Source organism: Castellaniella sp. WN, assembly GCF_054457555.1.
The window spans coordinates 921,063-946,907 of the sequence record NZ_JBTKZC010000001.1; the positions used below are offsets into that span (position 1 = coordinate 921,063).

27 protein-coding genes and 1 tRNA gene are annotated in these 25,845 nt (G+C 63.6%); 20 read left to right on the plus strand and 8 right to left on the minus strand.

What is annotated here, in order from left to right; translation table 11 throughout:
• Positions 1 to 6 precede the first annotated feature (6 nt).
• Complete coding sequence (locus tag ACTPOE_RS04215) at positions 7 to 972, plus strand: nitrilase-related carbon-nitrogen hydrolase (protein WP_458870982.1); 966 nt, start codon at positions 7 to 9, stop codon at positions 970 to 972.
• Between the two features lie 115 nt (positions 973 to 1,087).
• Here ACTPOE_RS04215 and ACTPOE_RS04220 read toward each other — a convergent pair.
• The 7 genes from ACTPOE_RS04220 to ACTPOE_RS04250 all read right to left on the minus strand — a co-directional run bounded on the left by ACTPOE_RS04220 (position 1,088) and on the right by ACTPOE_RS04250 (position 7,054).
• Positions 1,088 to 1,164 (minus strand) — tRNA-Val (locus ACTPOE_RS04220).
• Between the two features lie 94 nt (positions 1,165 to 1,258).
• Positions 1,259 to 2,029 carry a class I SAM-dependent methyltransferase gene (locus tag ACTPOE_RS04225; RefSeq protein WP_458870983.1) on the minus strand — a complete coding sequence of 257 codons (771 nt, stop codon included), beginning with the start codon at positions 2,027 to 2,029 and terminating at the stop codon, positions 1,259 to 1,261.
• Positions 2,030 to 3,211, minus strand: a complete 1,182-nt coding sequence (locus ACTPOE_RS04230) for an acetyl-CoA C-acyltransferase family protein (protein WP_458870984.1) — start codon at positions 3,209 to 3,211, stop codon at positions 2,030 to 2,032.
• A 177-nt stretch (positions 3,212 to 3,388) separates the two neighbouring features.
• Entirely contained in the window at positions 3,389 to 4,354 is a 966-nt protein-coding gene (locus tag ACTPOE_RS04235; protein ID WP_458870985.1) for a chemotaxis protein, read from the minus strand.
• 121 nt (positions 4,355 to 4,475) lie between these two features.
• Positions 4,476 to 6,068 carry a copper resistance CopC/CopD family protein gene (locus ACTPOE_RS04240; protein WP_458870987.1) on the minus strand — a complete coding sequence of 531 codons (1,593 nt, stop codon included), beginning with the start codon at positions 6,066 to 6,068 and terminating at the stop codon, positions 4,476 to 4,478.
• The gene (locus ACTPOE_RS04245) at positions 6,065 to 6,604 is read right to left on the minus strand and encodes a YcnI family copper-binding membrane protein (protein ID WP_458870988.1); all 540 of its coding nucleotides are present in this window, start codon (positions 6,602 to 6,604) and stop codon (positions 6,065 to 6,067) included. Before ACTPOE_RS04245 ends, ACTPOE_RS04240 begins: the two co-directional genes overlap by 4 nt.
• 42 nt (positions 6,605 to 6,646) lie before the next feature.
• Complete coding sequence (locus ACTPOE_RS04250; protein WP_458870989.1) at positions 6,647 to 7,054, minus strand: DUF2946 family protein; 408 nt, start codon at positions 7,052 to 7,054, stop codon at positions 6,647 to 6,649.
• 214 nt (positions 7,055 to 7,268) lie between these two features.
• On the opposite strand from ACTPOE_RS04250, the gene ACTPOE_RS04255 reads away from it, so the two are divergent.
• Both ACTPOE_RS04255 and ACTPOE_RS04260 read left to right on the plus strand, forming a co-directional pair.
• Positions 7,269 to 8,903 carry a methyl-accepting chemotaxis protein gene (locus tag ACTPOE_RS04255; RefSeq protein ID WP_458870990.1) on the plus strand — a complete coding sequence of 545 codons (1,635 nt, stop codon included), beginning with the start codon at positions 7,269 to 7,271 and terminating at the stop codon, positions 8,901 to 8,903.
• Between the two features lie 248 nt (positions 8,904 to 9,151).
• Positions 9,152 to 10,468, plus strand: coding sequence for a tyrosine-type recombinase/integrase (locus tag ACTPOE_RS04260; RefSeq protein ID WP_458870991.1), 1,317 nt, complete (start codon positions 9,152 to 9,154; stop codon positions 10,466 to 10,468).
• Positions 10,469 to 10,531: 63 nt separating this feature from the next.
• On the opposite strand, the gene ACTPOE_RS04265 is transcribed toward ACTPOE_RS04260, so the two are convergent.
• The gene (locus ACTPOE_RS04265) at positions 10,532 to 11,797 is read right to left on the minus strand and encodes a transposase family protein (protein WP_458870343.1); all 1,266 of its coding nucleotides are present in this window, start codon (positions 11,795 to 11,797) and stop codon (positions 10,532 to 10,534) included.
• A 238-nt stretch (positions 11,798 to 12,035) separates the two neighbouring features.
• On the opposite strand from ACTPOE_RS04265, the gene ACTPOE_RS04270 reads away from it, so the two are divergent.
• From ACTPOE_RS04270 to ACTPOE_RS04350, 17 genes are all read left to right on the plus strand, one after another.
• Positions 12,036 to 12,935, plus strand: a complete 900-nt coding sequence (locus ACTPOE_RS04270) for an Abi family protein (protein WP_458870992.1) — start codon at positions 12,036 to 12,038, stop codon at positions 12,933 to 12,935.
• 48 nt (positions 12,936 to 12,983) lie between these two features.
• A complete protein-coding gene (locus tag ACTPOE_RS04275; protein WP_368649155.1) occupies positions 12,984 to 13,277 on the plus strand; it encodes a plasmid mobilization protein in 294 nt (97 codons plus the stop codon).
• 56 nt (positions 13,278 to 13,333) lie between these two features.
• The gene (locus ACTPOE_RS04280) at positions 13,334 to 14,017 is read left to right on the plus strand and encodes a TrbM/KikA/MpfK family conjugal transfer protein (RefSeq protein WP_458870993.1); all 684 of its coding nucleotides are present in this window, start codon (positions 13,334 to 13,336) and stop codon (positions 14,015 to 14,017) included.
• A 12-nt stretch (positions 14,018 to 14,029) separates the two neighbouring features.
• Positions 14,030 to 14,665: a lytic transglycosylase domain-containing protein gene (locus tag ACTPOE_RS04285; protein WP_458870994.1), complete on the plus strand. Its 636-nt coding sequence runs from the start codon at positions 14,030 to 14,032 to the stop codon at positions 14,663 to 14,665.
• Positions 14,666 to 14,764: 99 nt separating this feature from the next.
• Positions 14,765 to 15,085 (plus strand): TrbC/VirB2 family protein, encoded by a 321-nt coding sequence (locus tag ACTPOE_RS04290; protein ID WP_368649488.1) that lies wholly within the window; start codon positions 14,765 to 14,767, stop codon positions 15,083 to 15,085.
• A gap of 3 nt (positions 15,086 to 15,088) precedes the next feature.
• A complete protein-coding gene (locus tag ACTPOE_RS04295; RefSeq protein ID WP_320349501.1) occupies positions 15,089 to 15,490 on the plus strand; it encodes a VirB3 family type IV secretion system protein in 402 nt (133 codons plus the stop codon).
• Entirely contained in the window at positions 15,487 to 17,916 is a 2,430-nt protein-coding gene (locus tag ACTPOE_RS04300; protein ID WP_458870995.1) for a VirB4 family type IV secretion/conjugal transfer ATPase, read from the plus strand. Before ACTPOE_RS04295 ends, ACTPOE_RS04300 begins: the two co-directional genes overlap by 4 nt.
• A 46-nt stretch (positions 17,917 to 17,962) precedes the next feature.
• A complete protein-coding gene (locus ACTPOE_RS04305; RefSeq protein WP_368649161.1) occupies positions 17,963 to 18,505 on the plus strand; it encodes a hypothetical protein in 543 nt (180 codons plus the stop codon).
• Positions 18,506 to 18,695: 190 nt separating this feature from the next.
• Positions 18,696 to 19,082, plus strand: a complete 387-nt coding sequence (locus tag ACTPOE_RS04310; protein WP_368649162.1) for a hypothetical protein — start codon at positions 18,696 to 18,698, stop codon at positions 19,080 to 19,082.
• A gap of 80 nt (positions 19,083 to 19,162) precedes the next feature.
• Positions 19,163 to 19,879: a TrbJ/VirB5 family protein gene (locus ACTPOE_RS04315; protein ID WP_368649163.1), complete on the plus strand. Its 717-nt coding sequence runs from the start codon at positions 19,163 to 19,165 to the stop codon at positions 19,877 to 19,879.
• Positions 19,880 to 19,888: 9 nt separating this feature from the next.
• Positions 19,889 to 20,839 carry a TrbL/VirB6 family protein gene (locus ACTPOE_RS04320; protein WP_368649164.1) on the plus strand — a complete coding sequence of 317 codons (951 nt, stop codon included), beginning with the start codon at positions 19,889 to 19,891 and terminating at the stop codon, positions 20,837 to 20,839.
• 101 nt (positions 20,840 to 20,940) lie between these two features.
• A complete protein-coding gene (locus ACTPOE_RS04325) occupies positions 20,941 to 21,078 on the plus strand; it encodes a conjugal transfer protein (protein ID WP_368648394.1) in 138 nt (45 codons plus the stop codon).
• Between the two features lie 3 nt (positions 21,079 to 21,081).
• Positions 21,082 to 21,768 (plus strand): VirB8 family type IV secretion system protein, encoded by a 687-nt coding sequence (locus ACTPOE_RS04330; protein ID WP_458870996.1) that lies wholly within the window; start codon positions 21,082 to 21,084, stop codon positions 21,766 to 21,768.
• Between the two features lie 28 nt (positions 21,769 to 21,796).
• A complete protein-coding gene (locus tag ACTPOE_RS04335; RefSeq protein ID WP_458870997.1) occupies positions 21,797 to 22,633 on the plus strand; it encodes a TrbG/VirB9 family P-type conjugative transfer protein in 837 nt (278 codons plus the stop codon).
• Positions 22,630 to 23,757, plus strand: coding sequence for a type IV secretion system protein VirB10 (virB10, locus tag ACTPOE_RS04340; protein ID WP_458870998.1), 1,128 nt, complete (start codon positions 22,630 to 22,632; stop codon positions 23,755 to 23,757). Before ACTPOE_RS04335 ends, virB10 begins: the two co-directional genes overlap by 4 nt.
• Entirely contained in the window at positions 23,729 to 24,781 is a 1,053-nt protein-coding gene (virB11, locus tag ACTPOE_RS04345) for a P-type DNA transfer ATPase VirB11 (protein WP_458870999.1), read from the plus strand. Before virB10 ends, virB11 begins: the two co-directional genes overlap by 29 nt.
• Positions 24,782 to 24,901: 120 nt before the next feature.
• Entirely contained in the window at positions 24,902 to 25,819 is a 918-nt protein-coding gene (locus ACTPOE_RS04350) for a TrfA (protein WP_458871000.1), read from the plus strand.
• Positions 25,820 to 25,845: the final 26 nt, after the last annotated feature.

Genomic DNA, 25,845 nt, shown 5'->3' on the forward strand with positions numbered 1-25,845 from the left:
ACTACAATGAACACCCTGAAAGCAGCAGTCATCCAGGCCGGAGCCGTCGCCTTCGACCTCGAAGCCACGCTGGACAAGCTCCAACAGCTCACTGCGGAAGCGGCACAGGGCGGTGCACAGCTGGCGGTCTTTCCCGAAGCCTTCGTTTCAGCCTATCCGAAATGGCTGGATTTCGGCTGCCGGATCGGGCAGCGCCGACCCGAAGGCCGTGAAGATTTCCGGCGTTACTGGGCCAGCGCCATCGAAGTCCCCGGCCCGGTGACAGCGCGCCTGGGGGCCCTGGCGCGCGAACATGGTCTGTATCTTGTCATCGGCGTCATCGAGCGGGCCGGCATGACACTGTACTGCACCGTCGTATTCTTCTCACCCGAAGGCAAACTGCTTGGCAAGCACCGCAAGCTGATGCCAACCGGCAGCGAGCGCTTGGTCTGGGGGTTCGGCGATGGCTCGACCCTACCCGTGTTCGATACGCCATTTGGCGGATTGGGTGCCGTCATCTGCTGGGAAAACTATATGCCACTGCTACGAACGGCCATGTATTCCAAGGGGGTGACGCTTTATTGCGCACCAACCGCCGATGACCGCGACACCTGGCTGCCCACGGCTCAGCACATCGCCCTGGAGGGCCGCTGCTTCGTACTGTCGTCCTGCCAGGTCATGAGGCGCAAGGATTTCCCCTTGGACTACGACATTGGCGAAGACCTCGATCCCGACACGGTGATGATGCGGGGGGGAAGCTGCATCATCGGCCCCTTGGGCCAAGTGCTCGCAGGCCCCGTATTCGACGAACAAGCCATTCTGTACGCGGATCTGGACCTGGACGACGTCGCCCGCAGCCGGCTGGATTTCGATGCGACCGGTCACTACTCCCGGCCGGACATCTTCAACCTGATCGTCAATGAACGCCCGCAACAGCCGGTGACGTTTACTGGAGAACCGGCAGCGGACGAGGAGCCCGGAATCCCGGCCTGATGGGGGCATCACCCCTATCGAGTCCGGGCTGCGCCTGGAGACCCCTGCAAAAAAGCCGCGAAACCAATGGGTTAAGCGGCTTTTTTGGCACGGCTGGGCAACCGTTGCGAGATTCTGGTAGGCAGTACTGGATTCGAACCAGCGACCTCTACGATGTCAACGTAGCGCTCTAACCAACTGAGCTAACCGCCTTCAGGAAAGAACGCAATTTTAGGGGGAATTTCGAAGGCTGTCAAACACGCGCAGGGGCCGACGCGGGCTGGAATTCATCGCGTGAACCGGCCTTTCAGGCCCGGACCAGCAGTGACCGGACCCAGCGCCGCGCCGGCAGGCCGGTGCGGGATTCCAGCCGCTCGGCTCGGTCCAGCAGGTCCTGGCGCGACAGTTCCAGTGCATCGCCCTTGAAGGCCAGGGCCACGGTGTTACCCTCGTCGATTTCCGGCAGGCACAGCACGCGCCCGCCGAAGGCCGCGCGGATGCCCCGCAGGTTTTCCTCGAAGCTCTCGTGTCGGCCGAAGAGATTCACGCTCATCACGCCCGGCTCGTCCAGGATCCGATGGCAGTCCCGGTAGAAATCCGGATCGCCGCACACCGGACCCTCGGCCCGGCTGTCGTACAGGTCCACCATCAACGCCCGGTAGCGTCCCGCCCTGCCCGGCTCGGCCACCCAGTCGCGCGCGTCGGCATGATCGACGACGGACCGCGCGCCGCCCGGCAGGCGAAAGAACGCCTGGCACAGGGCCGTGACGGCTGGATTGCGCTCGACCGTTTCGACCCGGGAACGGGTATGCCGCAGAGTGAAGCGCAGCAGCGACCCCGCGCCCAGTCCCAGGATGCCGATGCGATCGCACGCGCCGGACGGCGCGAACAACAGCCAGGCCATCATCTGCTGGGTATAGGCCAACACCAGTTCGGACGGCCGGGCGATGCGCATCGCCCCCTGGATCCATTCCGAATCGAAGTGCAGGTAGCGGATGCCGTCTTCCTCCGACAGAGTCGGCAGGTCGGCCTCGACGGCCGACCGCCGGGCGTCCTGGACGGCGCGAGGTCGCGCCACCTACAGGCGCTCGAAGATGGCGGCGATGCCCTGCCCGCCACCGATGCACATGGTGACCAGGGCATGGCGGCCCTGGACGCGCCGCAGTTCGTGCAGCGCCTTGACCGTGATCAGGGCGCCCGTGGCGCCGATCGGGTGCCCCAGGCCGATGCCGCTGCCGTTGGGGTTGACCTTGGCCGGGTCGAGGTCCAGTTCGCGGGACACCGCGCAGGCCTGCGCGGCGAAAGCCTCATTGGCCTCGATCACGTCGATCTGGTCCAGGGTCAGGCCGGCGCGCGCCAGGGCGGCGCGCGTGGCTGGCACCGGCCCGATGCCCATGTATTGCGGGTCCACGCCGGCATGGCCGTAGGACACCAGACGGGCCATGGGCGTCAGCCCCCGGGCGCGGGCGGCCTGTTCCGTCATCAGCAGCACGGCGGCCGCACCGTCGTTCAGGCCGGACGAGTTGCCCGCCGTCACAGTGCCGTTTTCCTTGGCGAAGACGGGCTTCAGCTTGTTGAAACTGTCGGGGCTGGCGTCGAAGCGCACGTGTTCGTCCCGGTCGAACACGACCTCGCCCTTGCGAGTCTTTTGCGTCACCGGCACGATCTGCGACTTGAAGTACCCCTGCTCGATGGCCCGGGCCGCGCGGCGGTGGGATTCCAGCGCCAGGGCGTCCTGGTCCTCGCGGCTGATGCCGTATTTCTGCGCCACGTTCTCGGCCGTGACACCCATGTGATACTTCTCGAACGGGCAGGACAGCGCCCCCGTCATCATGTCCACCAGGCGCGAATCGCCCATGCGCGACCCCCAGCGCTGGCCCACCGCCATGTAAGGCGCGCGGCTCATGCTTTCGGCTCCGGCGCCGATGGCGACCTCGGCGTCGCCCAGCATCAGCACCTGGGCGGCAGACACGATGGCCTGCAGGCCGGAACCACACAGGCGGTTGACGTTGAAGGCCGGCACGGCCTGGGGGATGCCCGCGTTCAAGGCCGCCACGCGGGACAGGTACATGTCGCGCGGCTCGGTGTTGATGACGTGGCCGAAGACGACGTGGCCCACGTCGGCCGCCGCCACGCCCGCGCGCTCCAGCACGTTGCGCACCACCAGTTCTCCCAGTTCGCAAGGTGAGACGTCTTTCAGGCCTCCGCCGAAATCCCCGATGGCGGTACGACAGGCTTCCACGATGACAATGTCTTGCATGATCGATTCCTATGACGAAAAATGCCCCCACGCCGCGCCTGCGGCTTGCTGTCCACCTCGCAGCCTGCATGCCGCTCGGATTCACCAGGCGCAGGCCAGTCCGCAAGGGACTGTCCCGCGTCCGGGTCCATCCCCCAGGTGGGGCGTTTTTACCTTGGGGCGGCCCGGCGGTAAAAATCAGTGTCCCAGCGCCTTGCGGATGGCGCTGGACAGTTCCTCCGCGGAGAACTTGGGGACGTAGCCGTTGGCGCCGACGCTGCGCACATGGTTCTCGTTGGCCGAGCCCGACAGGGACGAGTGGATCACCACCGGCATGGCGCTGAAGCGAGCATCCTGCTTGATGTTGCGCGTCAGCGTGAAGCCGTCCATTTCGGGCATTTCCAGATCGGTCAGCATCAGGCAGACTTTGTCGTGGATGGTCTTGCCCTCGGCCTCGGCGGCGGCGGCCAGGGTGTTCAGGCGGTTCCAGGCCTCCTGGCCGGACTTGACCATCTCGTAGGGAACGCCCATGGCTTTGAGGGTCTGCTCCATGAGAGCGCGGGCCACGAAGGAGTCGTCCGCCACCAACACCACGGTGCCGGGTTTGAGGGCGAACTTGTCCCCGACCTCACGGGGATCGACCTGGTGGCGGTTTTCCTCGGGCGTGATGGCCTGCAGGATGGCCTCGACGTCCAGCACCTGGGCCAGGCGCGCTTCGTCGCCGCTGCCTTCGGTGAGACGGGCGATACTGGTGATCAGGCTGGGACCCGTGCCTGTGTTTTCGGCGGAGATGACCTGGTTCCAGTCCAGCCGCACGATGTCCTCGACCGACTCGACCGTGAACGCCTGAGTAGTCCGGGCGTACTCCGTCACCAGCATCAGGGTCGGCGCGGCCGACAGCTTGCAGCCGATGATCGCGGGCAGGTCGTACACGGGAATCACCTGATCGCGCAGGTGCACCACGCCGAGCGAGAACTTCGGCGCGCCGGCGATCGGCGTGATGGCGGGCATGGTCACGATTTCACGGACCTTCAGCACGTTGATGCCGAAGAGTTCGGACTGGCCCAGGACGGCATCCGTGCCCAGGCGGAACAGCAGCAGTTCGAACCGGTTGGTGCCGGTCAGGTTGGTGCGTTCATCGATTTCTTTCTGGAGTGAGCTCATGTCAGGCCTTTTATGGATGCGGGGTCTCCGAACGGGAGATTCTAAAGGAGGCGGCGGGGAGTCGCAGCACTTTCATGCGCACTCTCATGCGCACGGTCCCCAAAAGCGGCACGCCGCCTGTTCAGGGCGGCAACGTCCCCTCCAGCGCCACTTGTTCGAAATCGTCCACCAGGATTTCCACGCCCAGCCGCCACTGTCCGATGCCGGATGACGGCAAGGGGCCCGTCTCGGCACGCCAGCGTCCATCGGCCAGCCGTTGCGCCTGACGGCGCAGCGGTTCGATGCCGGCCTGCGGATTGCTCAGCGACAGCGTCAGGCCCTGGGCCATCAGGGGCTTGCCCGCCGGATCGGTCAACAGGATGAACCAGGCGCCGTCGGACCTCGTCACGGCGGCCCGCGCCCGGCCATCGGACAGCACGAAGGACGCCGCCGCGGTGGGGCCGTGACCGTGCGATACGCCGGATTCGGCGCCGGCCGCGTCCAGGCTGCGCGGCGGCGGCGTGAAGCGCCAGAGCGACACCACCCCCAACAGAACCAGGGCGACGGCGGTCTCCGCCAGAATGCTGCGCCGCAACCGTCCTCGGGCCGCCGCCTCGCCCGCCAGGGCGGGGCCGGTGCAAGACCAGCGGTTGAACGCCGCAATGGCGAGCAGCCCGCACACCAGCGCCAGCTTCACGCTCAGGACGATGCCGTAAGACGTGCGCCACAGGTCCGCAAACCGATCCAGTTGGAGCAGCGCCAGCCCCGCCCCGCTCGCCAGCAGGACGGCCACGACGGGCGTGATCCAGCGGGAAAACCAGGCTAGAAGCGCCGGGCCGACGGTTCCGTCCCGGCCGGCGCCCAGCAGGCGGACCAGCGGCGCGAACGCCCCCAGCCACGCCGCCGCCGTCGCCACGTGCAGCACCACCAGGGTGCGCGACAGCCACTGAGGCGGCGCCGTGCCGGCATGGCCGCTGACGGCGAGCGCCGCGCCAGCCAGAGCCAGCGCGGCGCCCGCGCAGCCGCGCGCCGTCCCGGTCCGACGGGCGCGCAAGGCCCCCGCCGACGCCAGCAAGGCCAGGGCGGACAGGCCCAGCGTCCAGGCATAGCGGCTGTCCAGGGCGGCCACCCAGGCCGGCCGGCCGAGCAGGGCCGATCCGGGCAGATCCAGCAAGTCCAGTCCCTGCAGCCCCAGGTTCACGGGCAGCAGGCCCAGGCCAATCCAGACCAGGGGCCGGATCCAGTCCTGGCGATCCGACAGATCCCGGGCCCGGAACAGGGCCGCGCCTGCGCAGGCGAACAGACAAGCGTAGCCCAGCCAGCGACCCAGCCAGATGGCCGCTTGGCGCGCGCCGGGCATGGCGGCGTCAGCCGCCCCGGTCGGCCCGACGGACGCACCGACCGCGTAGTCCAGCGTGCCGCCCACGGGGTGCCCGTCCGCCGACACGACGCGCCAACTCAGCAGATAGCCGCCCCGGGCCGCGTCGCCGGGCAACGGCACGCGGATCCGGCTGCCTCCGGCCTCCGCCGGCTTCACGTCTACGGAAAGCCCTTCGGGACCGAGCAGACGCAGCGCGGTGACGCTGACAGGTTCGTTGAACGTCAGGACGGCGGCGGCCGGCACCCGGTCGAGCACGGCACCGGGCGGCGGGTCGGCCGACACCAACGCGGCATGCCCCCAGACCGACTGGCCCCACGCCAGCAGGCAGGCGGCCAGGACGAGAGCGGCCTTCAATGGTGATGACCGTGGCCGCCGCCCCCTTCCTCATGGGCGGGTGCCACGATCTTCACGCCCGGCGCGGGGCCTTGCGCGTCCGGATCGCCCGAGGTGTCGATCCAGCGCGACACGCCTTGCCCGCATTCCTGGACGACCGGAAAGTACACGGTCTGCCCCGCCTTGAACGCCTCCGACAGATAGACGCGGAACACGAACTCGTCGTAGTACGCGTCCGGCAGGTCGCCGCGCCAGCTGATTTCGCGCACGCCGCTTTCCACCGGCGCGCCGTGCAGGGTCTGGGGCCGTTCATACTTGCCCTGGGTCAGGTCCAGGGTCCAGCCGGCCTTGGGCTGCGGTTTGGCCGCCAGCACACCGTCGGGAATGCGCACGCGCAGCCGGGTGGTGGCGGCGCCATCGCAGCCATGGCCGACTCGCAGCACCGCCTTGTAATAACTGCCGGCGGCGGCTTGGGAAGTTTCCAGGGTGACATGGGCCTGGGCGGCCGTCGCCAGGCCGAGCAAGGCCATCAAGCCTGCGGCAAGAGAAAATTTCATGAGGATGCCTTTCAAATGAATCGTGAACGAAGAAATGAACGATCAGATGAAAGATCGGGGCGGTGCTCGGGAACCAAGAGGAGCCCCGCGCACGCGCCGCGCCGACGGCGCGACGATTCCGGGAAAAGCCGGCGCAACCGCCGCCATCGCGGCCAATGCCGGCGGGGGAATCGCCGCCGGCAAGGGCGAGCCGCCAGCGTGCTGGGCCAGCAGGCACAGAGGACTGGCATAGGACTGCGGACGGTCGTCGGAATGATGATGGCCGTCCATCGACAGGCCCGGATTCTGCATCGGGCACAGCACAAGACTCGGGAACATGCCGCCCCGGGTCTCGACATCGAGCATCGTGCCCGCCGGCACCAGCGCGCGCAGCGCCAGGGCCAGACACAGGGTCCAGATCCAGAGCGTGCACGGGGTGCGGAATGGCCGACTCGGCGCGGAAAGCTTCATGCGGAAAGTATAGGGCACCCGGAACGACCCCGCGTTTTGCGCCGCGAAGCCCCGGATACCGCCTTAGCGTCTAAATACCCGGCTTCCTGGGGTCATTTCGACGCACTCTCCAGTTTTTTCCCATGTTAAAGATAGCATTATTTCATTCTGTTTCCGCATAAACGACTGCGCGCGTGCTTTCGCGCCGTCTCCCCGCCGACTCCAAGGAGCCATCATGAGCATGCGCGGCATCAAAATCAGCACGAGACTTTCGCTCGGATTCGGTATTCTGATCCTGATCACTGTGCTGCTGGCCGGTCTGGGGGTCCGGGAAACGCAGAAAAACCTGAAGAACAGCGAGACCGTCCAGATCCGCAATGAGATCAATGCCAAGATCCTGCAATGGGCGCGCTCCGTCGAGGTCAACGGGGAACGCACGCTCGCCCTGACGCACATCCCGGACCCTGCGGCGCGGGAGGCCATCCAGACGAAGATGGCCGCCACGTCGAAGCACATCACCACCCTGCAGGACCAGATCGGCACACTCATCAAGACCTCCGAGGCCCGCGTCCTGTACGATAAAGTGCTGGAGGCTCGCAAGAACTATACCGGCCAGCGCAAGACCGCCCTCGAGGACCAGAAAAAGGGCGGCATCGAAAAGGCCAACAAATTCTTCCTGCAGGACATGCCGGGCCTGATCGCCGCCTACCAGGATTCGATCGACGCACTCTACACCTTCCAGCAGAAGCGCGAAAAACAGCTGTTCGCCGAAAGCCAGCAAGCCGGCCAGCGAACGTTGATCCTCGTGACACTGGCGGCCATCCTGGCGCTGGCTTGCGGCATCCTGCTGGCCTGGCGCATCAGCCGTTCCATCACCCTGCCTCTGCGACAGGCCATGGCGCTGGCCGAGGCCGTCGCCAGGCGCGACCTCGACCACGACGTCACGCCCCGGGGCAAGGACGAACTCACTGCGCTGGAACACAATCTGCACGACATGGTGACCAGCCTGCAGCTGACCGTGCAGGATGTGCGCACCGGCGCGGATTCCATCGCCTCGGCCTCGGCCCAGATCAGCGCCGGCAACCTGGACCTGTCCTCGCGCACCGAGCAGCAGGCCAGTTCCCTGGCCGAGACCGCCGCCACCATGGAGCAGATCACCGCCACCGTGCGCCAGAACGCCGACAACGCCCAGCAGGCCAACACCCTGGCCGCCTCCGCCGCCAAGACCGCCACCGACGGCGGCGCCATCGTCGCCGAGCTCGTCTCCACCATGAGCGAGATCAACACCAAGTCCCAACAGGTCGCCGACATCATCGGCGTCATCGATTCCATCGCTTTCCAGACCAACATCCTGGCCCTGAACGCCGCGGTCGAGGCCGCCCGCGCCGGCGAACAGGGACGCGGCTTCGCCGTGGTCGCCTCCGAGGTCCGCGCGCTGGCCCAGCGCTCGGCCGGCGCGGCCAAGGAGATCAAGGGCCTGATCGACACCTCCGTGGAATCCACCGCCAAGGGCAATGAGCAGGCCTCGCGCGCGGGCGCCACGATGCAGGACATCGTCGATGGCATCAACCGCGTCACCGACATCATGGGCGAGATCAGCGCGGCCAGCCGCGAACAGACCACCGGCATCGAGGAGATCAACGCGGCGGTCACGCAGATGGACGACGTCACCCGGCAGAACGCCAGTCTGGTCGAGGAATCGGCCGCCGCCGCCTCCAGCCTGCAGGCGCAGGCCGACACCCTGGCCCAGTTGGTCGCCACATTCCGGCTGAAGAATCAGCGCGGTGGCAAAACCGCCGCGCTGCCAGGACAGGCGGCGGCACCGAGACTGGGGTATGGGGGCGTCGAGGCGGGCGGCCAGAGCGGCTGATACCATAAGGGCCTTTGCCCCCGAACGAGCACGCTTCCCATGAAACTCGCCACCTGCACTTCGGATTAGCGTCTCAAGTTGCGCCAATACGTTCCTAACATGCTGTTATTTAACTACAACGTCTTGAATTTCAGCTTCTGAGCATGCCATGATGACCCCTGGCATCACACCCTTTCCGGGTAGCTAGGTGGGTAGCTAGCAGCGATTCAGATCGCTAGCTACCCAGGAACACCTAGCCAGGGGCAGTCTTGGCAAATTCAACGAATAAACTCAACGACATCCAGCTTCGCAACTGGGTGGCGCAACGCAAACCCGTCGCCCGATCTGATGGCGGCGGGCTGACTTTCACGCTCTCTGGTTCTGGTACCGCGACATGGGTACTGCGCTACCGGTTGGGCACCCGCCACAACGGTCAGGCTGTACGGCGTGAACTCACGCTGGGCAACTATCCCGACATCTCATTGCGAGAAGCCAGGATTCTTGCAGGAAAACACCGTGCAGCCATTGATGGCGGTAATGATCCAGCCATCGAAAAACAATCCGAGAAAACACGGGTTCGAGCCGATTGGACCATCCGTGAACTGGTGAAGGACTATCAGGACAAGGTTCTGGTTGAACCAGATTACGCGGCGGACACAATCGAGTATCGAAAGTCTGACTATGAGCAAGTCATCCTGCCCCACCTAGGCTCCCGACTGACCTCATCCGTCACATCCATAGACATCGTGGGGATGCTCGTAGAAGCAAAGCGCACCTGGACCGTCAGCAAACGCATCCTGACCTCGGCATCCATGCTTTTTGATCATGCCTGCGGCCAGATGCTGATTCCGGCAAACCCCTGCACAGGGATTCGGTTGTCGGCCATCATGGGACCACGCCCTCCAGTTCGCCAACGCATCATGCTGCAAGAAAATGAGCTCCGGGCATTGCTGCCGGATATCGACATCATTGGCATAGAAAACGCACTGGCCTTCCGTATCCTGCTCGCCACCTGCGTGCGTGGCATCGAACTGGCAAGCGCCAAAAAAGAGGATCTGTTTCTGGATCGCGGCGTCTGGTGGATTCCAGATGAGGCGGTCAAAACAAGAAAAGGATTCCTGGTTCCCATCGTGCCTGCCGTTGCCGTCTGGTTTGAAGCGCTGATTAACCTGTCCGGCGAATCCATCTACCTGCTGCCAGCCCGTCAGGAGCGACGGCGGCGCAAGCACCAGGGAGACATCCACGTTGGAACCACAACCCTGTGGGCCGCTTTCAAACGTGCCTTTGACCGCCAGGACATTCCGATCAGGCACTTTACGCCACACGACACCCGATCAACCGCCAAGGGGCACCTGAGAAACATGGGTGTTTCTCGGGAAATCTCGGAAATCGCGCTGAACCACACGCTCAAAGGCATGGAGGCCATCTACGATGTCCGCGAAGAAATCCCCGAGCGGCGGCAGGCGCTGGCCATGTGGGCGGATTTTCTGATTGCCTGCGAGACAGGAACGTCATCCCCCCAGGCATCCAAGCCCACGATCAGCAATATCATCCAGTTCAGAAAATTCGCCGGGACCCACGCATGAACCCAAAATTGGAAAGTCTTTTCCAAACCGTAGATGAGTCTGAACTTGCAGAGAACAGGCTGTTCAGGCGGCCTTGGCGGCGGATCGTCGATGGATGGTTGCAAACAGCGCCGAGCGTGCCTTTTGCAGCTGTTCGGCGGCTTCATTATCACTCATGGCCCGCGCCTGGATGAGCAGGCTCTGTAGGGTGATACCGGGCTTGAGCCCACGGGCAGGCGCCGGCAGACTGTGCAGCTTCTCCAGCGGGGTTCGCACGAGCGCTTGAGGGTAGGTGGTGCGGATCTTGCCTTTGGCATCGATCGTCTGTTCGGGGAACAGGCAAGGGCGGTGCATGTTCAGGTAGGGCACGAGGTGCTGCTCACAGAACGCGTTGATGGGCCGGGCGTGCTTTTGCGGGATGTGGGCGTAGCCGAAGGTGCGCCGGATGACCACGCCGTTCTTGGCCTCGACCAGGGCATTGTCGTTGGTGTGGCGGGGCCTGGACTTGGTGAACTCGGCGTTCAGCTTGTCGAGCAGGGCGGCCACGCGGTGGTTGATGTATTCGCCGCCGTTATCGGCATGAACCCCGCGGATGCGAAACGGGAAGCAGGCGAGCATCTGTTCGAGCACGGGCAGCAGGAACGCCTCGGAGATGCGTTCGCAACAGGCGACGACCTGCCACTGGGTGATGCAATCCACGGCGTCGATGTAGTACACGCCCTTGATGCCGTCGTAGTCGCCCTGGTGCACGCTGTCGATGCGAATGAAGCCTGCGCGGCCTGCGGGCTCGGGGGCCTTCCTGATCGCGATGGAGACGGCTCGGCTGGGTCGGGTCGGCTCCCAGTGGCCGCGCGTCTGCCGGTAGCGCGCCTGGTGGCGTAGGTTGTACAGGTGGGAGACGGAGATCGTGGCCAGGCGCTCATAGCGCGCGTCGCCGTAGACCAGCCAGGCGCGTTGGCACAGGTGGCGAGTGGCCGCCCCGCTCAGGTTCTCGTGCAGGGCATCGAGCCTGGCCAGCGCGGTGATGTCCCCCTCGGTGTAGCGGCGCGTAAAGCCGTGCGCGGGCGCGTGGCGCTGCCCAAGCGGGGTGTGATCGCGGAATCGGGCGATCAATCGGCTCAGGTGCTGGCGTGAGTAGCCACTGGTCGCGAGCAGGTAGCGGATGACCAGTCCCTTCTGGACGCGAGTGAGCGAGGGGTATCGAAAGCGCTGCAGCACCGACAGGACGTGCACCTGGCGCTGCGCTTGGGTGCCAGCGGCGACCTGTGGCTCCAGGCCAGCGGTGCCGGCCAGGAATTGTTCCAGGCTCTCCAGGCTGGTGAGCCGTTCGTCGTGTAAGGTCAAGATCATCTCCCGATGATCGACGACCCGCGGCCAAAGCTCCAGACTCATCTGATGTTGGAATCACCAGGCCCCCTTCAGACTCATCTGATATTGGACAGGGCTTGGAATTCCTTTCGTCGCCCGAAGCATGTATAATTGATGGTGACAAGACCCGCCAAGGCTATGTACGAAAGTACACCCTCAAACCGGCGGGTTACTCATTTCTGGCCCGCGAAACAGCAATAAGCAGACGGATGGGCCTGCAATGACATGCCATCCTCTTCCCTTCGCCAAACCGGCAACGACCTATGCCGAACAGGTAGCCATCCTCGAACGGCGCGGAATGGACGTTGATGACCATGCGGCAGCGGAATTCTACCTACAGCACCTGAACTATTACAGGCTCAGCGCCTATTGGTTGCCCTTTGAGGCCACCCACACGCCCCATACCTTCATCCCGAGCACCCGTTTCACGGACGTTCTGAACCTATATCTGTTCGACCGCAGCCTACGCCTGCTGGTGCTGGATGCAATAGAACGCATTGAAGTTTCGATCCGCAGCCAATGGGCTTACCAAGTCTCCCAGCGACACGGCCCCCATGCGTACCTGGACGCCGGATTGGCCGCAAACCGAGGCCGTTGGGAATCCGACCTTACGAAACTGGAAAAAGAGGTTCAAAGGTCCGATGAAGTGTTCATCAGACACCTGCTGGCAACGTATTCGGAGAAATTGCCCCCGGCCTGGGCAGTCTGCGAGGTCATGTCCCTGGGGCTGCTCTCGCGCTGGTACGGCAATCTCAAACCCATGCAGACTCGCAGCGCCATTGCATCAGTCTACGCCGTCAATGAGAAGGTCTTGGGTTCCTGGTTGCACCACCTGACGGTGGTGCGAAACACCTGCGCACACCATAGCCGCCTATGGAACCGGGAGTTCACCATCACCCCGCTGATTCCAAAGACCAAGCCCCAAAACCTGCTGCATCAGTTCCAGCCAGGCTCCCGCAAGATATACAACACGCTGACGCTCTTGCTGCACTGCATGGACATCGTCGCCCCGCACCATAGCTGGAGGCAACGGCTAAAAGCCCTGATCGAGCAACACAAGCCACCCACCCGGGCCATGGGCTTCCCACCACGATGGGAGCAGCTATCCCTCTGGCAGTAGCCAGCGCGATGGTCAGGCCGAATCGCTCCATTCTTCCTGGAAATCACCATGAATGAACCTCTCTCCGAAGTCATCCGCATCCGGGTGACCTCGGCTCATGCTGCGCGTCTGGGCGAAGCAGCGGCCATATCCGGCCTGTCACTGTCCAATTACATCCGCCGCCGTCTAGCTGCCGACGACACGCTACAGGAAGAACTGACGCTGCTGCGCCAGATCGTGGCCGAACTGGGCCAGCTCCGCGATACCCGCACCGCTGCGGTTGAAACCGCCCATCTGGTGCGGGCCATGGCCAAGCCCGAACACATCGCCCTGGCCCAACAGACACTGCTGCAACGCCGCTAACCCCTCCCAGGCCACCCTTCGGCCACCTGCTGTCCCCTCTCCCCAGGAAATCTCCCATGCACACCCTTCCCGCCTTGCGGGCCGGGGCGCTGGCGCTTGCCTGCGTCCTGGCTCCCTTTGCCCATGCCTCCGGCACCGCCGACGCTAACCTGTTGACCGGCATCCCGCGCCTGGCCTGCGAAGCCACGCTCTGCCTGTCGTCCAGCCTGCGCCCAGGCGAATGCAGCCCATCACTGGATCACTATTTCGGCATCCTCAAATACAACCGGCATGGCCTGGATTGGGATGCGACGGTTGCCGCCCGCCGCGCCTTCCTGGCGCAATGCCCTGCTGCCACGGAACCCGGCATGGCCGACCGGGTGGACGCCATTTCACACGGCGCAGGCAAGTGCGATGCCGACTATCTGAATCGCAGCTACGCGGACACCGCCTACAAATGGCGACTGCGCGGCTACCGATACGACGCATCCACCGGCAACCGGGAACCCATCTACGAAGTCCAACCGCTGCCCACCGTGACGCTGACGCAGTTGCCCGCCTGGTGCGTGGCCTACAACGATCACGCCTGGACTTACGAACTGTCCATCCGCTATGTCGGTCGCCCGACCATGGGCGGGCGCTGGGTCAAGGCCGTGGACTATGACGCGGCCCAGGCCAAATGGGACGCGGATCACAACGGCCAATGGGCCGCAGGCTGGAATTTTTCATTGTCCGACCCCAGGCACCGGGCCGGTTTCTAAAGGGGCCGCGCCATGCTTCCTGCCCTGGCCTCCCTCGCCCTTGCCTGCGCATCGCACATCCACCCGGTCACGCTGGACGCACTGATTCGCCACGAGTCGGGCGCACGGCAATACGCCATCGGAGTGAACAGCAAGCGCCAGGCCTCCATCCAGCAACCCGGCACCCTGGAAGAAGCCCAGCGCACCGCGCAAGACCTGATGGCCCAAGGCGTGGATTTCGACGCAGGCCTGGGCCAGATCAACGTGCGCAACTGGCACTGGCTGGGCCTGGACAGCACAACGGTTTTCGATCCCTGCAAGAATCTGACCGCTGCCCAGACCGTGCTATCCGCCTGCTACGCCAGGGCGCTGCGCCACCATCGCCACCCGCAACAAGCCTTGCGGGCGGCACTGTCTTGCTACAACACCGGCAACCTCACGCGGGGCTTTGCCAATGGCTATGTGGGCAAGGTACTGGCCCAGGCGGGCATCGTGGTCCCAGCTCTCAAGCCAGTCCCCGACGATGCGGCATCCGCTGACGACACGCCACCCGCCACGGCGGACAGCCAGGATACTGCACCCGCCCAGACACCAACCCCGCCACCCGGCACCCCGGACGGCTTTACGGCACATCCCATCGCCGATGGCTTTCAGCCACCGGCCCACTGATCCCCCACAGCACCGCATCCTGCGGCCCGCAGCCTCTCCCTTTCTTTTCCCACCCCACACCCCAACACGCCTGCCGGCGTCTGGGGCAGGAGTCATGCCATGCAGAATTTGCCACACCTCACACTCCAGACAACCCCGCGACATTTCATGGACAGGCTGGTGACACTCTGGATACTAGCGATGGTCAGTCATGCGACATGGGCGCAGTCTCTGGGCGGTCTGTCTCGCGCCCGAACCACGCTGCAAACCCTCAAAGACAATCTGGACATCATTCTGCCGATTGCCGCCGTCATCATCGGCGTCATCATCTTCGTGCTGTACTCGGCCGAAGTGATGAGGAAGGATGACGCCATCCGCTGGGGCATTGGCGTGCTGCTGGCCGGGTCCGCAGCCGAACTCGTTGTGCTGCTCTGGAAGTAAGCCATGGCGACCCGCACCAGCAGCACACGCGCCGCCCGCACCGGCCACACAGACCAGTCTCCCGACCATCAGCCCCCGAACACCTATCCCGTGTTCAAAGGCCTGGGCCGCAAGGCGACCTTCATGGGCATCCCCACCACCCTGATGCTCGGCGCGTTCGCATGCGTGGCCATCATTGCCATGACAGCCGGGCTGGCCTGGTGGGGACTACTGCTGGTCGTGATGCCCACGCTGGCCATGCTCACCCGCGATGACGACAAAGCCATCGACATCCTCTGGCTGGAACTCAAGACCCGTCGCACGAATCGCCAGCAGCGATTCTGGCGCGGTTCCAGCTATGCCCCGCAGGGCTACCACCGCAACCGGCCCTGGCGCCGTTTGCTTTCCCGAAGGACTCTGCCATGACCGCAGCCACCGCACTGGCCGTTGATGAACGGCTGGTTTCCCGTTATCTGCCCTATTCCCACCATGTCACCGACCGCATCATTGCCTGCGACAACCACGAATACCTGGCGGTCATCAAGGTCGCTGGTCGGGCACCGGACGCCTACGGCCAGGCTGAACTGAAAGACTGGATCGAGGCCCTGCACAATGTGCTGCGCGGCCTACCCATGGGCTCGCTCGGCCTGTATTCGCACATCATCCGCAGGCGTGTGACAGAATACCCCGACAGCACGTTTGCACAACCTTTCGCCACCCGTTTTGATGCGGCCTACCGGGCGACGTTCGACACCGCGGGGCTAATGGTCAATGACCTGTACCTGAGTGTGCTGATTCACCCCGTCGCAGACCCTGTGCTGGGCACCTTCGCCAGCCTGGAAAAGGCGGATGCAAAACGCCTGGCTCACTGGCAGGATGAATCCATCGAGCGCCTGGACAGCGCCGTGCGGGCACTGACCGCAGGACTGTACCGCTACGATCCGCAGATCCTCGGCATCGTGGATCGCCGGGGGCTGGCGTTCAGCGAAACGGCTGAATTTCTGGGGTTCCTGCTGTCGGGCACTCATCGGCCCGTGCCGATCAGCCGGGAACGGCTGCGCGAAACCCTGCCGCAGGCCCGTCCCATCTTTGGCCGCCACGGCGAGTTGGGCGAACTGCGCACCGTCGCCGGGTCACGCCTCTTTGGCATGATGGAATTGCGCGACTACCCGGAAGCTACCAAACCAGGCCACCTGGACCGACTGCTGGGCCTGCCCCACGAGTTTGTGCTGACGCAATCCTGGGGCAGTCACACAGGAGCCGCCGCCAAAAAACTCGTCAAGAAACACCACAAGCTGCTTTTGGACTCGGGTGACGATTCGGTCAGTCAGGTCACGCAACTGACCGATGTGATGGACGATCTGACCTCGGCCCGCTTGGGCCTGGGGGATCATCATGCCACTCTCCTGGTGTATGGCACCTCGGCAGACAGCGTGCGTCAGGCGCTGGCGCAGACGGCCACCGCCCTGGCCGAAGACGCCGTAGGCTTTCGGCCCCTGGACCGGGCCTTGGAAGCCGGGTTCTGGGCGCAACTGCCGGGCAACTGGCATTGGCGGCCCCGGCCCGTGCCGGTAACCTCCCTGAATTTCTTGTGCTTTTCCAGCCTGCACAACCAACTGACGGGCAAGCCTGCCGGAAACCCCTGGGGGCCAGCCGTCACCATGCTGAAAACGCAGACGGGATCGCCCTTTTTCTTCAACTTCCATGCCTCCACGGAAGACCTGGACGAAACCGGCAAACGCCGCCCGGGCAACACCCTGATCATCGGCATGACGGGCACCGGCAAAACCGTGCTGCAAGGCATGTTGCTGACCCAGGCGCAGAAATTCGGGGCTGCCTGCGTGGTCTGGGACAAAGACCAGGGCATGCAAGTGCTGATCATGGCCCTGGGCGGGCGGTACTTCAATATCCGCCTGGGGGAGCCGACCGGCTGGAACCCCTTTCAAATGGAACCCACCAAGGGCAATGTCGCTTTCATGGTGCGTCTGGTCATCTACCTGGCCGAACGCCAGGGCGAAGCCGTCACCACCCGGCAACGGGCTGACATCACCCAGGCGGTCCAGCAACTGACCACGCTGATTGACCGACCGGCCAGAACGCTGTCCACCCTGAACACCTTGCTGCCCAACCCCTACAGTGAGGACGACACCCGCAGCACCATCCACGCCCGCCTGGCCCCCTGGTGCCAGGGGGGTGAATACGGCTGGGTATTCGACAACCCCACGGACGATCTGAACCTGCAAACCGGCAGTGACCGGCCAGCCCTCTTTGGCTTTGATCTGACGGAATTGCTGGACGATGACGAAGTGCGCGGCGCAGCCACCCTGTACCTGAAACACCGCGTCGATGCGCTGCACGATGGGCGGCGCATCATCAATCTGTACGACGAGTGCCAGCACCCGTTGAAAGACGCGCATTTTCAGGAGTCCATGCAGGACGCGGCCCGCACCATCCGCAAGAAAAACGGGGTGCTGGCGCTGGCGACCCAGGAACCGGGGGCCATCCTCGACAACCCTGTCGGCGCATCCCTGGTGCAGCAAACGGCCACCCTGATTCTCTTGCCCAACCCCAAGGCCTGCGCCCGCGACTACATCGAGGGCTTTGGCCTGACGGTCGCGGAATTTGAACTGCTCCAGAGCCTGGGCGAAGCCAGCCGCAAGTTTCTGGTCAAGCAAGGGGCCAGCGTCACCGTCGCCCAACTGGATTTATCGGGCTGCGACGACGAATTGCTGGTGTTCTCCGGCAGTCCGGACATGGCGGAAATCGCCGAAGCCGCCGTCGCCCAGGCCGGGACCGACCCTGCCGCCTGGTTGCCGGTCTACCTGGCCGCCGTCAAGCAAGCTCGCCAGTAACCACGCCGGTCACGCATGACCGGCCATCTCCACAGGACACCCCCTCATGAAACATGACGCAGATCGGCGCCGGACTGAACACGTCCGTAGCCTGGAACGGCAACAGATCCAGCAGAGTCAGGAAGCCCTCAAGGATCACGCCTTTTACAACCGCCTGGGCCTGGAAATGCCGGAATCGACGGCCGCAGCGGACACCTTCCTGATCTCGATCTACTGCGAACGCTGGACCCAGGATGATCTGGATCGAGGGCAATTCAGCCAAGGCGAAGCCGTCATCGAGCGCGAAGCCGTCGATGCGAATGAATTGCAGCGTATCGCTCAGGACCACGGCATGGATTCGCCCTCCGCCTCGGACCCACGGCATACGCCGTACCTCTGGTTCTCGTCCTCGACCCCGCGTGAAGATCGCGAATATTTCGAGCAAGGTGTGCATAAGTATTACAGCCTGCACATCCATGAGGCCGATGGCCACCGCCCGCAACCCGCCGACTGGCAGCGCATCGCTGACCTGATCAGCGTGCGCTTCGATCACCCCCTGCAACCCCAGGGGCCGGCACATGAAACGGAGGGGCCAGAGCTATGTCCGTAAATTCTTCAGGCCTGAACCGACCACCCACGGCGGACGAAGCCAGCGGCATGGCCTGGTGGAACATCCTGAAACCATCCGAGCGGGCGTACTGGCTTACAAAAGCTGGACCCGCCAGCAGCGTGGCCGACGCCTGGGCAATCTTCAAGCGGCACCAGGTACACCCCATCAACCTTTCACCATAGGACACCTCATGAACCGACGACATTTCATTGCCGCCTCTGGCGCTTCCTTGCTGACTATCCTGGCCGGATGCAAGACGGAGCCTGACGGGGAGAAGTTCGTGGGGTATTGGCTGACCGACCTTGGCCGCTATCCGCCAACGCTCATTCATATCAAACGCAATGGCGACAGTCTGCTGTTTACGGTGAATGGCTGGAACAACCTCGGCAAAGTGGGCTATCAAGCGCATACGTCCCCCGCCGTCCCGGGCGACGCAGACAACATCCTCATCGTGGCAGGCACCAAGCATGTGGCCTACGACGAAGCTACCGATCAAATCACCTCCGACAACACAACGGCCAAACGCATCACCCAGGCTGAATACGAAGCCGCGCTGGTCAAGAAACCCAGCCGTTAACTGCCCGCACGACTGGCCTGCCTGAAGCGCAGGCCTCTTCCCGGCAGCACCACCCGCTGCCAATTCCATCGGAGTCTCCCATGACACGCTGCAAGCTGATTGCGGCGGGCATTGCCCTGTCCGCTTCATCCCTCTCTCCCGTCCACGCCAGCGGCATCCCCACCGTGGACGCCGCCACCATTGCCCAACTACAGGAACAGCTACTGACCGCCAAAGATCAGTTGCAAAACCTGACCGACCAGTTGGCCACCGCCAAAAGCCAGCTGGCGGCCTTCACACAGTCCAGCGGTTACGGCAACGTGGTCGGCAACCCCGATATCCGAAATCAGCTACGCGCCGCCCTGCCTGCCAATGCGCAGGACCTGCTGAACCGCTCCGGCAGTTCAAATTTGGATGGCGATGTGGGCCGCATCACAGACGAGGTGATGGCCCCTGTAAATTTCCAGGAGGATCGTCGAACGCTCTCTGAACGGGCGCTAAATATTGAAGCCACATCCAAGGCCATGAGCCAGCGCGCCTACGACTCCATGACCCGACGCCTGGCGAACGTGGATGCTTTGCAGGACAAGATCAATCAGACGACCAATCCGAAGGAAATTGCCGAGCTACAGGCCCGCATCCAGATTGAGCAAGCCAACATCCAGGCGGAACAAGCCAGGATTCAACTTGCTTCGCAGCAACTCGATGCCGAGCGCAACCTGCTGCAAGCCCGCGCAGAACGAGTCTATGGCGGCTGGTTTGGCAACCAGCCAGGATCATCCAGCCATGCGACTGCTGCCGAACCTTCACGACCATAAGGCAGCATCATGGCTAAATTTGATGCCTCGGTAGCCCCGCCGACTGGCCCCAATGAAATTGCCCAATGGGTCATGGGCCAAACTGAGCATGTTCTGAGCAACGCAATCAACGGCCCCATACAGGCCTTGTTCGAAGCCCTGGCTCCCATCGTCGTCGTGGGCTTGACCTTGCAATTTGTCGTCTATGCCTTTGCGCTTATGCACGGTCAAGCCGGCATGACCGTGACCGAATTCTTCAAGAAAGCCATCATGGTCGTCATCATCTCCCTGTTCTTTGGTGCGGGAGGCCTGTACCAGAACGACATCGCCAAGGCCATGGTCGCCTTGCCTGACGACGTGACAACGCTGGCTCTGGGAACAGGTGATGTTGCCGCAGAAGTGGACAAACTGCAGCAGGAAACCAGCGAAGCAGCCAATGCCATGCTGGGAGCCAGCAAACAGCCCTGGTACAACTTCATGCCGTCCACGCGAGAAGTTCTGGTCAGCATCCTGGCCACCCTCATCAGCTTTTCCTCGGCCGTTGTGGGCAGCATCATCATGGTGGTCATCGTCGTGTGCAAAGTGGGCATGGCGCTGGTGGTGGCGGTCGGCCCCCTATTCATCGCAGCAACGCTGTTCGAGCCCACCAAGCAGTTGTTCAACAGTTGGGTGTCACAAGCTCTGAATTTCGTATTTCTGGCCCTGTTGGCCGGACTCGTCTTCGGGCTGCTGCTTCAAATGAACATCCAACTGCTGCGCATGATTGCCGTCGAGACAGAAAGCGGCATCACGGATGTGCTGTCTTTATTCGGTGCGCAGATATTGGTCGGCATCGCCAGCATCGTCGTCATGATCATGCTCCCCGGCCTCGCTGCCGGCCTGTCCAACGGCTTTGGCGCCCGCCTGGGGATTGGTTCTGCCGCCCATGGCGCTTTTTCGATTCTGCGCTTGCGCAGCATGCTGCGGCCCCGCGCCAAGTAGGCCAACGGCTGATCCTGCCGTCTTCGCAGTTCAGACCCAGCCCCTTTCCTTACTACCTCTGATCAGCCTGCCAGATCTGGCAGGCCTGGAGTCCTTTACCCATGAAATCCCTCGTCGCCGCTCTGGCGCTGGCCGGGCTGCTGGCTGGCTGCGCCTTTCATGCGCCCCAGCCCCCGCAACCAGCCGATTCCCCGCGTGTGCCGGTCAACGCCACACCTCCTGCATTTACCGGAACCTGAACCATGGACGACACCGTCAAATCCGAAGACATCGCCGCCTACCTGGAGCTGTCCAGAGGACTGGAACGTGACCACCTGGGCGAACTCATCACCAGCCGCAAACGCGCCTGGCAAGTGGCCTGCGGTGCGGGCATCCTGGCGCTGGCTGCGGTCGGGGCCGTCATCGGCCTGACGCCGTTAAAGCAGCCACCTGAAATGTATGTGGTGCGGGTCAATGATGCCACCGGCACCATCGAGCATGTCAGCAGCCTGGGCCAGCCCCTGGAGGACTATGGCGAACGCATCGCCAAGTATTTCCTCAACAGCTACGTCCTGAACTGCGAAGGCTATAGCTGGCAGACCATCCAGGAACAATTCGACACTTGCGCCCTGCTCTCGTCGCCCCCCATTCAGACGGCCTACGGCAAACGCTTTGAGGGGCCGCAGGCTGTCACCACACGCCTGGGCACCCAGGGCACAGTGGACGTACAGGTTCATTCGATCACGCTGGGGGCCAACCAGGCCGCCATCGTCCGTTTCACCAAAACCGAACGCGACACCAACACCGGCGAGGCCACCCAGGTTCGGCACCTGATTGCCACCATGGCCTATCAGTACGCCGATGTGCCACTCACCGAGGCCGTTGCCCGTCTCAATCCCCTGGGCTTTCAGGTCACGCGCTATGACCTGGCCGCCGACCTGTCGCGCTAAACGCCCGGCGCATCCGAAGGAATCCCCCATGAACACACCTCTGCTCAGGCGGCATGCCCTGGCATGCGCCCTGGGCCTGGTGCTCAATCTGACCCTGAGCGCCAGCGCCCTTGCTCTGGAATACCCCCGATCCGCACAGCGGGACCACCGTGTGCGCTATGTGAACTACAACGCTGCCGATGTCATCCAGCTCGATGCCGTGATCGGCGTCGCCACCCATATCGTGCTGGCCCCTGATGAACGCTACGTCTATCACGTTTTTGGCGACAGCAAGGCCTATGCCTTCACCTACAAGGACAATCACCTGTTTTTCAAGCCGACCGCCCAGGACGCGAACACCAATCTCATCGTCGTGACCAATCGGCATGATTACAGTTTCCGGCTGTCCTACAGCGATCAGCGCAACGCCCCGGCCCTCTACAAGCTGGTCATCCGATACCCCGAAACTGCGGCCAAACTGCGGAATCAGGCCGCCCGGCAAGCGGCCATCAAGCGATCTCTGCAAGCCACCGGCATGCCGGTGAACTGGCAGGCCTACACACGCAGCGGCGACACCAGCATTGCGCCCGTCCACGCCTGGGACGATGGCCGTCAGACCTGGCTGCAATTTGCACCAGGGGCCGACATCCCGGCGGTCTATCGCGTCACCCCCGACGGCCAGGAAGTGCTGACCAACTACCACATGGCCGATGACCGCACGATGGTGCTGCATCGCACCTCAGCACTGTGGCATCTGCGCCTAGGCGAATTGGTGCTGGCCATCCACAACGACGCCCACCACGCCACACCCGTACCGCCCGATACCGGGACTGCCTCTCCGGCAGTGCAGCGCCGGATCAAGGGCACATCAAGGAACACACCATGACCACTGATCCGCACAGCCCCTCTGCGGGCGACGACACGGCAGTCCCCGGCGAACAGGGCCAGCTCCCCCTGAACCTGGATCGGGAACCCACGGACCTGGAAACGGCGGGGCGCAGCGCCCCACGCGGTGCCCGCGCCTTTCTCTGGCTCATCATCCTGATTGCGCTGGCCATTGCAGCGGGAACCCTGTTCAAGGTCTGGCACCGCGAATCCGCACCACAGACTGACCCCGGCCCGGACGGGGAACGCAGCGGCATTGCCAACCGCCTCAAAGCTCCAAAGGTCGAACGGCCTGCGCCGCCGCCCAAGCGTGAGGCTCCGCCACCGCCTGCCGTCCAGGCGCGTACCTACTACGTCCCGCCACCCGCACCGACTCCGCCGCCAGCGGTCGATGAAGTGGCGCAGCGCAGGCTGGACAGCCCGCTGACCGAATCCGCAGCAGACAGCGGCACCAGCCAGACGGTCAGCGGCCCACTGGCCGATGCAGGGCCGCTGGCCGACAAACTGCGGCCCCTGGAACTGGCCCCCTCGGTCGCCGGGCAGTTGGGCAACCGAAACTTCCTGCTCACACAAGGCACGATGATTGACTGCACCTTGCAGACGAAGCTGGTCAGCACCCAGGCGGGCTTGCTGACCTGCCTGGCGACACACGATGTCATGAGTGCCAACGGCAAGGTCAAGCTGATCGACGCGGGCACCAAACTCACCGGCTACCAGTCAGGCGGCATTGAACAGGGGCAAGGCCGGGCCTTCATCACCTGGAACCGGTTGGAAACGCCTGCTGGCGTCATCGTCAATCTGGGTTCGCCCGGCACCGGCCCGCTGGGAGAAGCGGGAGTCGATGGGCATATCGACAACCACTTCTGGGATCGCTTCGGCAACGCCATCCTGTTGTCCCTGGTCGGTGACTTCGGCGCCTGGGCAGCCAATCAGGGTCAGTCCGGCAGCAACAACATCCGTTTCGACAACACCCGCGAAGGCAGTCAGGAAGTCATCGCCAAGATCCTGGAAAAGTCGCTCGAAATCCCTCCAACCCTTTACAAGAACCAGGGCTCCCGCATCGGCATCATGGTGGCCCGCGACCTGGATTTCAGCCATGTCTATGACCTCGAACCCATCCCCTGATCCGCGCCCCTTTGATCGGGCGATTGCCGTCAACACCTTTTTGCGGCCACTGGCCGCGCACCTGGACGACCCCACCGTGACGGAAATCGCCATTGTGCGGCCCGGCGAGTGCTACACCCGTGTGCGGGGCGCCTGGGTGCTGCACGAATGTCCCATGCTGACCTATCCCCACCTGGAGGCGTTGGCCACGGCCCTGGCGGCCTACAACCACATGGCCAGAACCCCCATCTTGTCGGTCGTGCTCCCAGGAGGGGAACGCGGTCAGATCGTGCAGCCGCCAGCCTGCATCGACGGCACCCTGGCGATCAATATTCGTAAGCACGCTCAGGCGGCATTCACCTTGGAAGCGCTGCAAGCCCAGGGCGCCTTTGATGCCGTCGATGATGCAGCGGCCCGGGCCGCAGCGGGCGGCGTGTCCCTCATTGACCAGAACTTGTTGACCCTCAAGGCCAGCGGGAACATCCCGGCCTTTCTGAAAGCGGCCATTCTGGCCCGCAAAAATGTGGTGGTGGCTGGCGCAACCGGCTCTGGGAAAACGACCTTCGCCCGATCACTCATCAGCCTCGTGCCGCTCGATGAACGGCTCATCACCATCGAAGACGTGCATGAACTGATGCTGCCCCGGCACCGCAACCGCATCCACCTGATGTACGGCGGCGTCCGGGGCCGGGTATCGGCCACCGATGCCCTGGCGGCCTGCATGCGCTTGTCGCCAGACCGGATCTTTCTGGCGGAGTTGCGCGGCCCTGAAACCTGGGACTACCTGGCCGCGCTGAACACCGGCCACCCTGGATCAGTGACCACCACCCATGCCAACAGTGCTGCCGACACCTTTGACCGCCTGGCGGTGCTGATCAAACAGTCCCCTACGGGCGGCAATCTGGACTTGGCGACTATCCAGGCCTTCCTGCGCCATACCGTGGACATCGTGCTGTATTTCGAGCGTTTCAAGCTGAAAGAACTGTGGTTCTCACCACATACAACGCTGTTAAACGCAGCGGCACCCGCGCTGCAAGCCAGCTAATACCTCCCAGGGGGCCGGTCACTGCCGGCCCCCTCCTGCAATCTCTCTCCCCCTGACCCCGCGTGAGGCCTTGCTCACGAATCCGGCAGGCCTTGGGCGGGCCTGTCTGGAGCATTTCCCATGACCGCACCCACCCGCCTGCCCTTCCAGCAAGCCAGCTCTGTGCTGCGCCTGTCTGCCGCCATGCAACGCGCCCAGCAAAAAGCCGAACAAGCCATTGCCGCCGCCGCTGAAAAAGAGGCTCACACTCCGTCCCCCTTCATCGTGCCCGGCATCAACGAAACCGCCCGCGCCATTCCCAACTACATCGCCCGCAGCTCTATCTTTGCCCCGGTACGGCGCGGCTGGCGTCCCCTGCACGATGACACGGTGTTTCTCGAAGGCAGCAACATTCTGCTCAAAGGCTCGGGCAAGCAACTGACCGAAGACCATGCCGACATCTGGATGCACGCCATGTTCCTGCAAACCACGGCGCTGCTGGGCGAAGCCCCCTCCATCAACCGGGCGGATTTCCTGCGCGGCATGGGCAGGCCCACCGGGGGCAGTCAGTACGAATGGCTGCACGAAGGGATGAAAGACCTGGCCCGTTTTACCCTGTGCATCGAAGCCAGGCGCAAAGACGGCTCAGTGAAATACAGCTACGGCAATCACCCGTCAGCCCGTGTACTGGCCATGATCGGCGGGTTCGATTACAACGAACACAGCGGCAGCTATACGATCTACGCCGACCCACGCTGGGCGCAAATCTTCGGCAATCGAGAATACGCCCTGCTGGACTGGAGCAAACGCCTGCAAATGCGCTATGACTTGTCCAAAAGTCTGCAACGGCTGATCGGCACCTCCGCCGACATGCAGCAGAAATACAGCCTGGACATCTTGAAGGATCGCGCCCAATACACCGGACGGATGCGCGACTTCAGGGTCAGTCTGGAACGCAGCCTGGCCGAATTGGAAGCCCTGGAAGTCATCGTGGCCCCCCGCATCGAGGCGGCAAGCCGGGGCCACGAACAGGCAGTCTGGACCCGCCTGGACCGTTGAGCAACCATCGTCATTACATCGCGCCC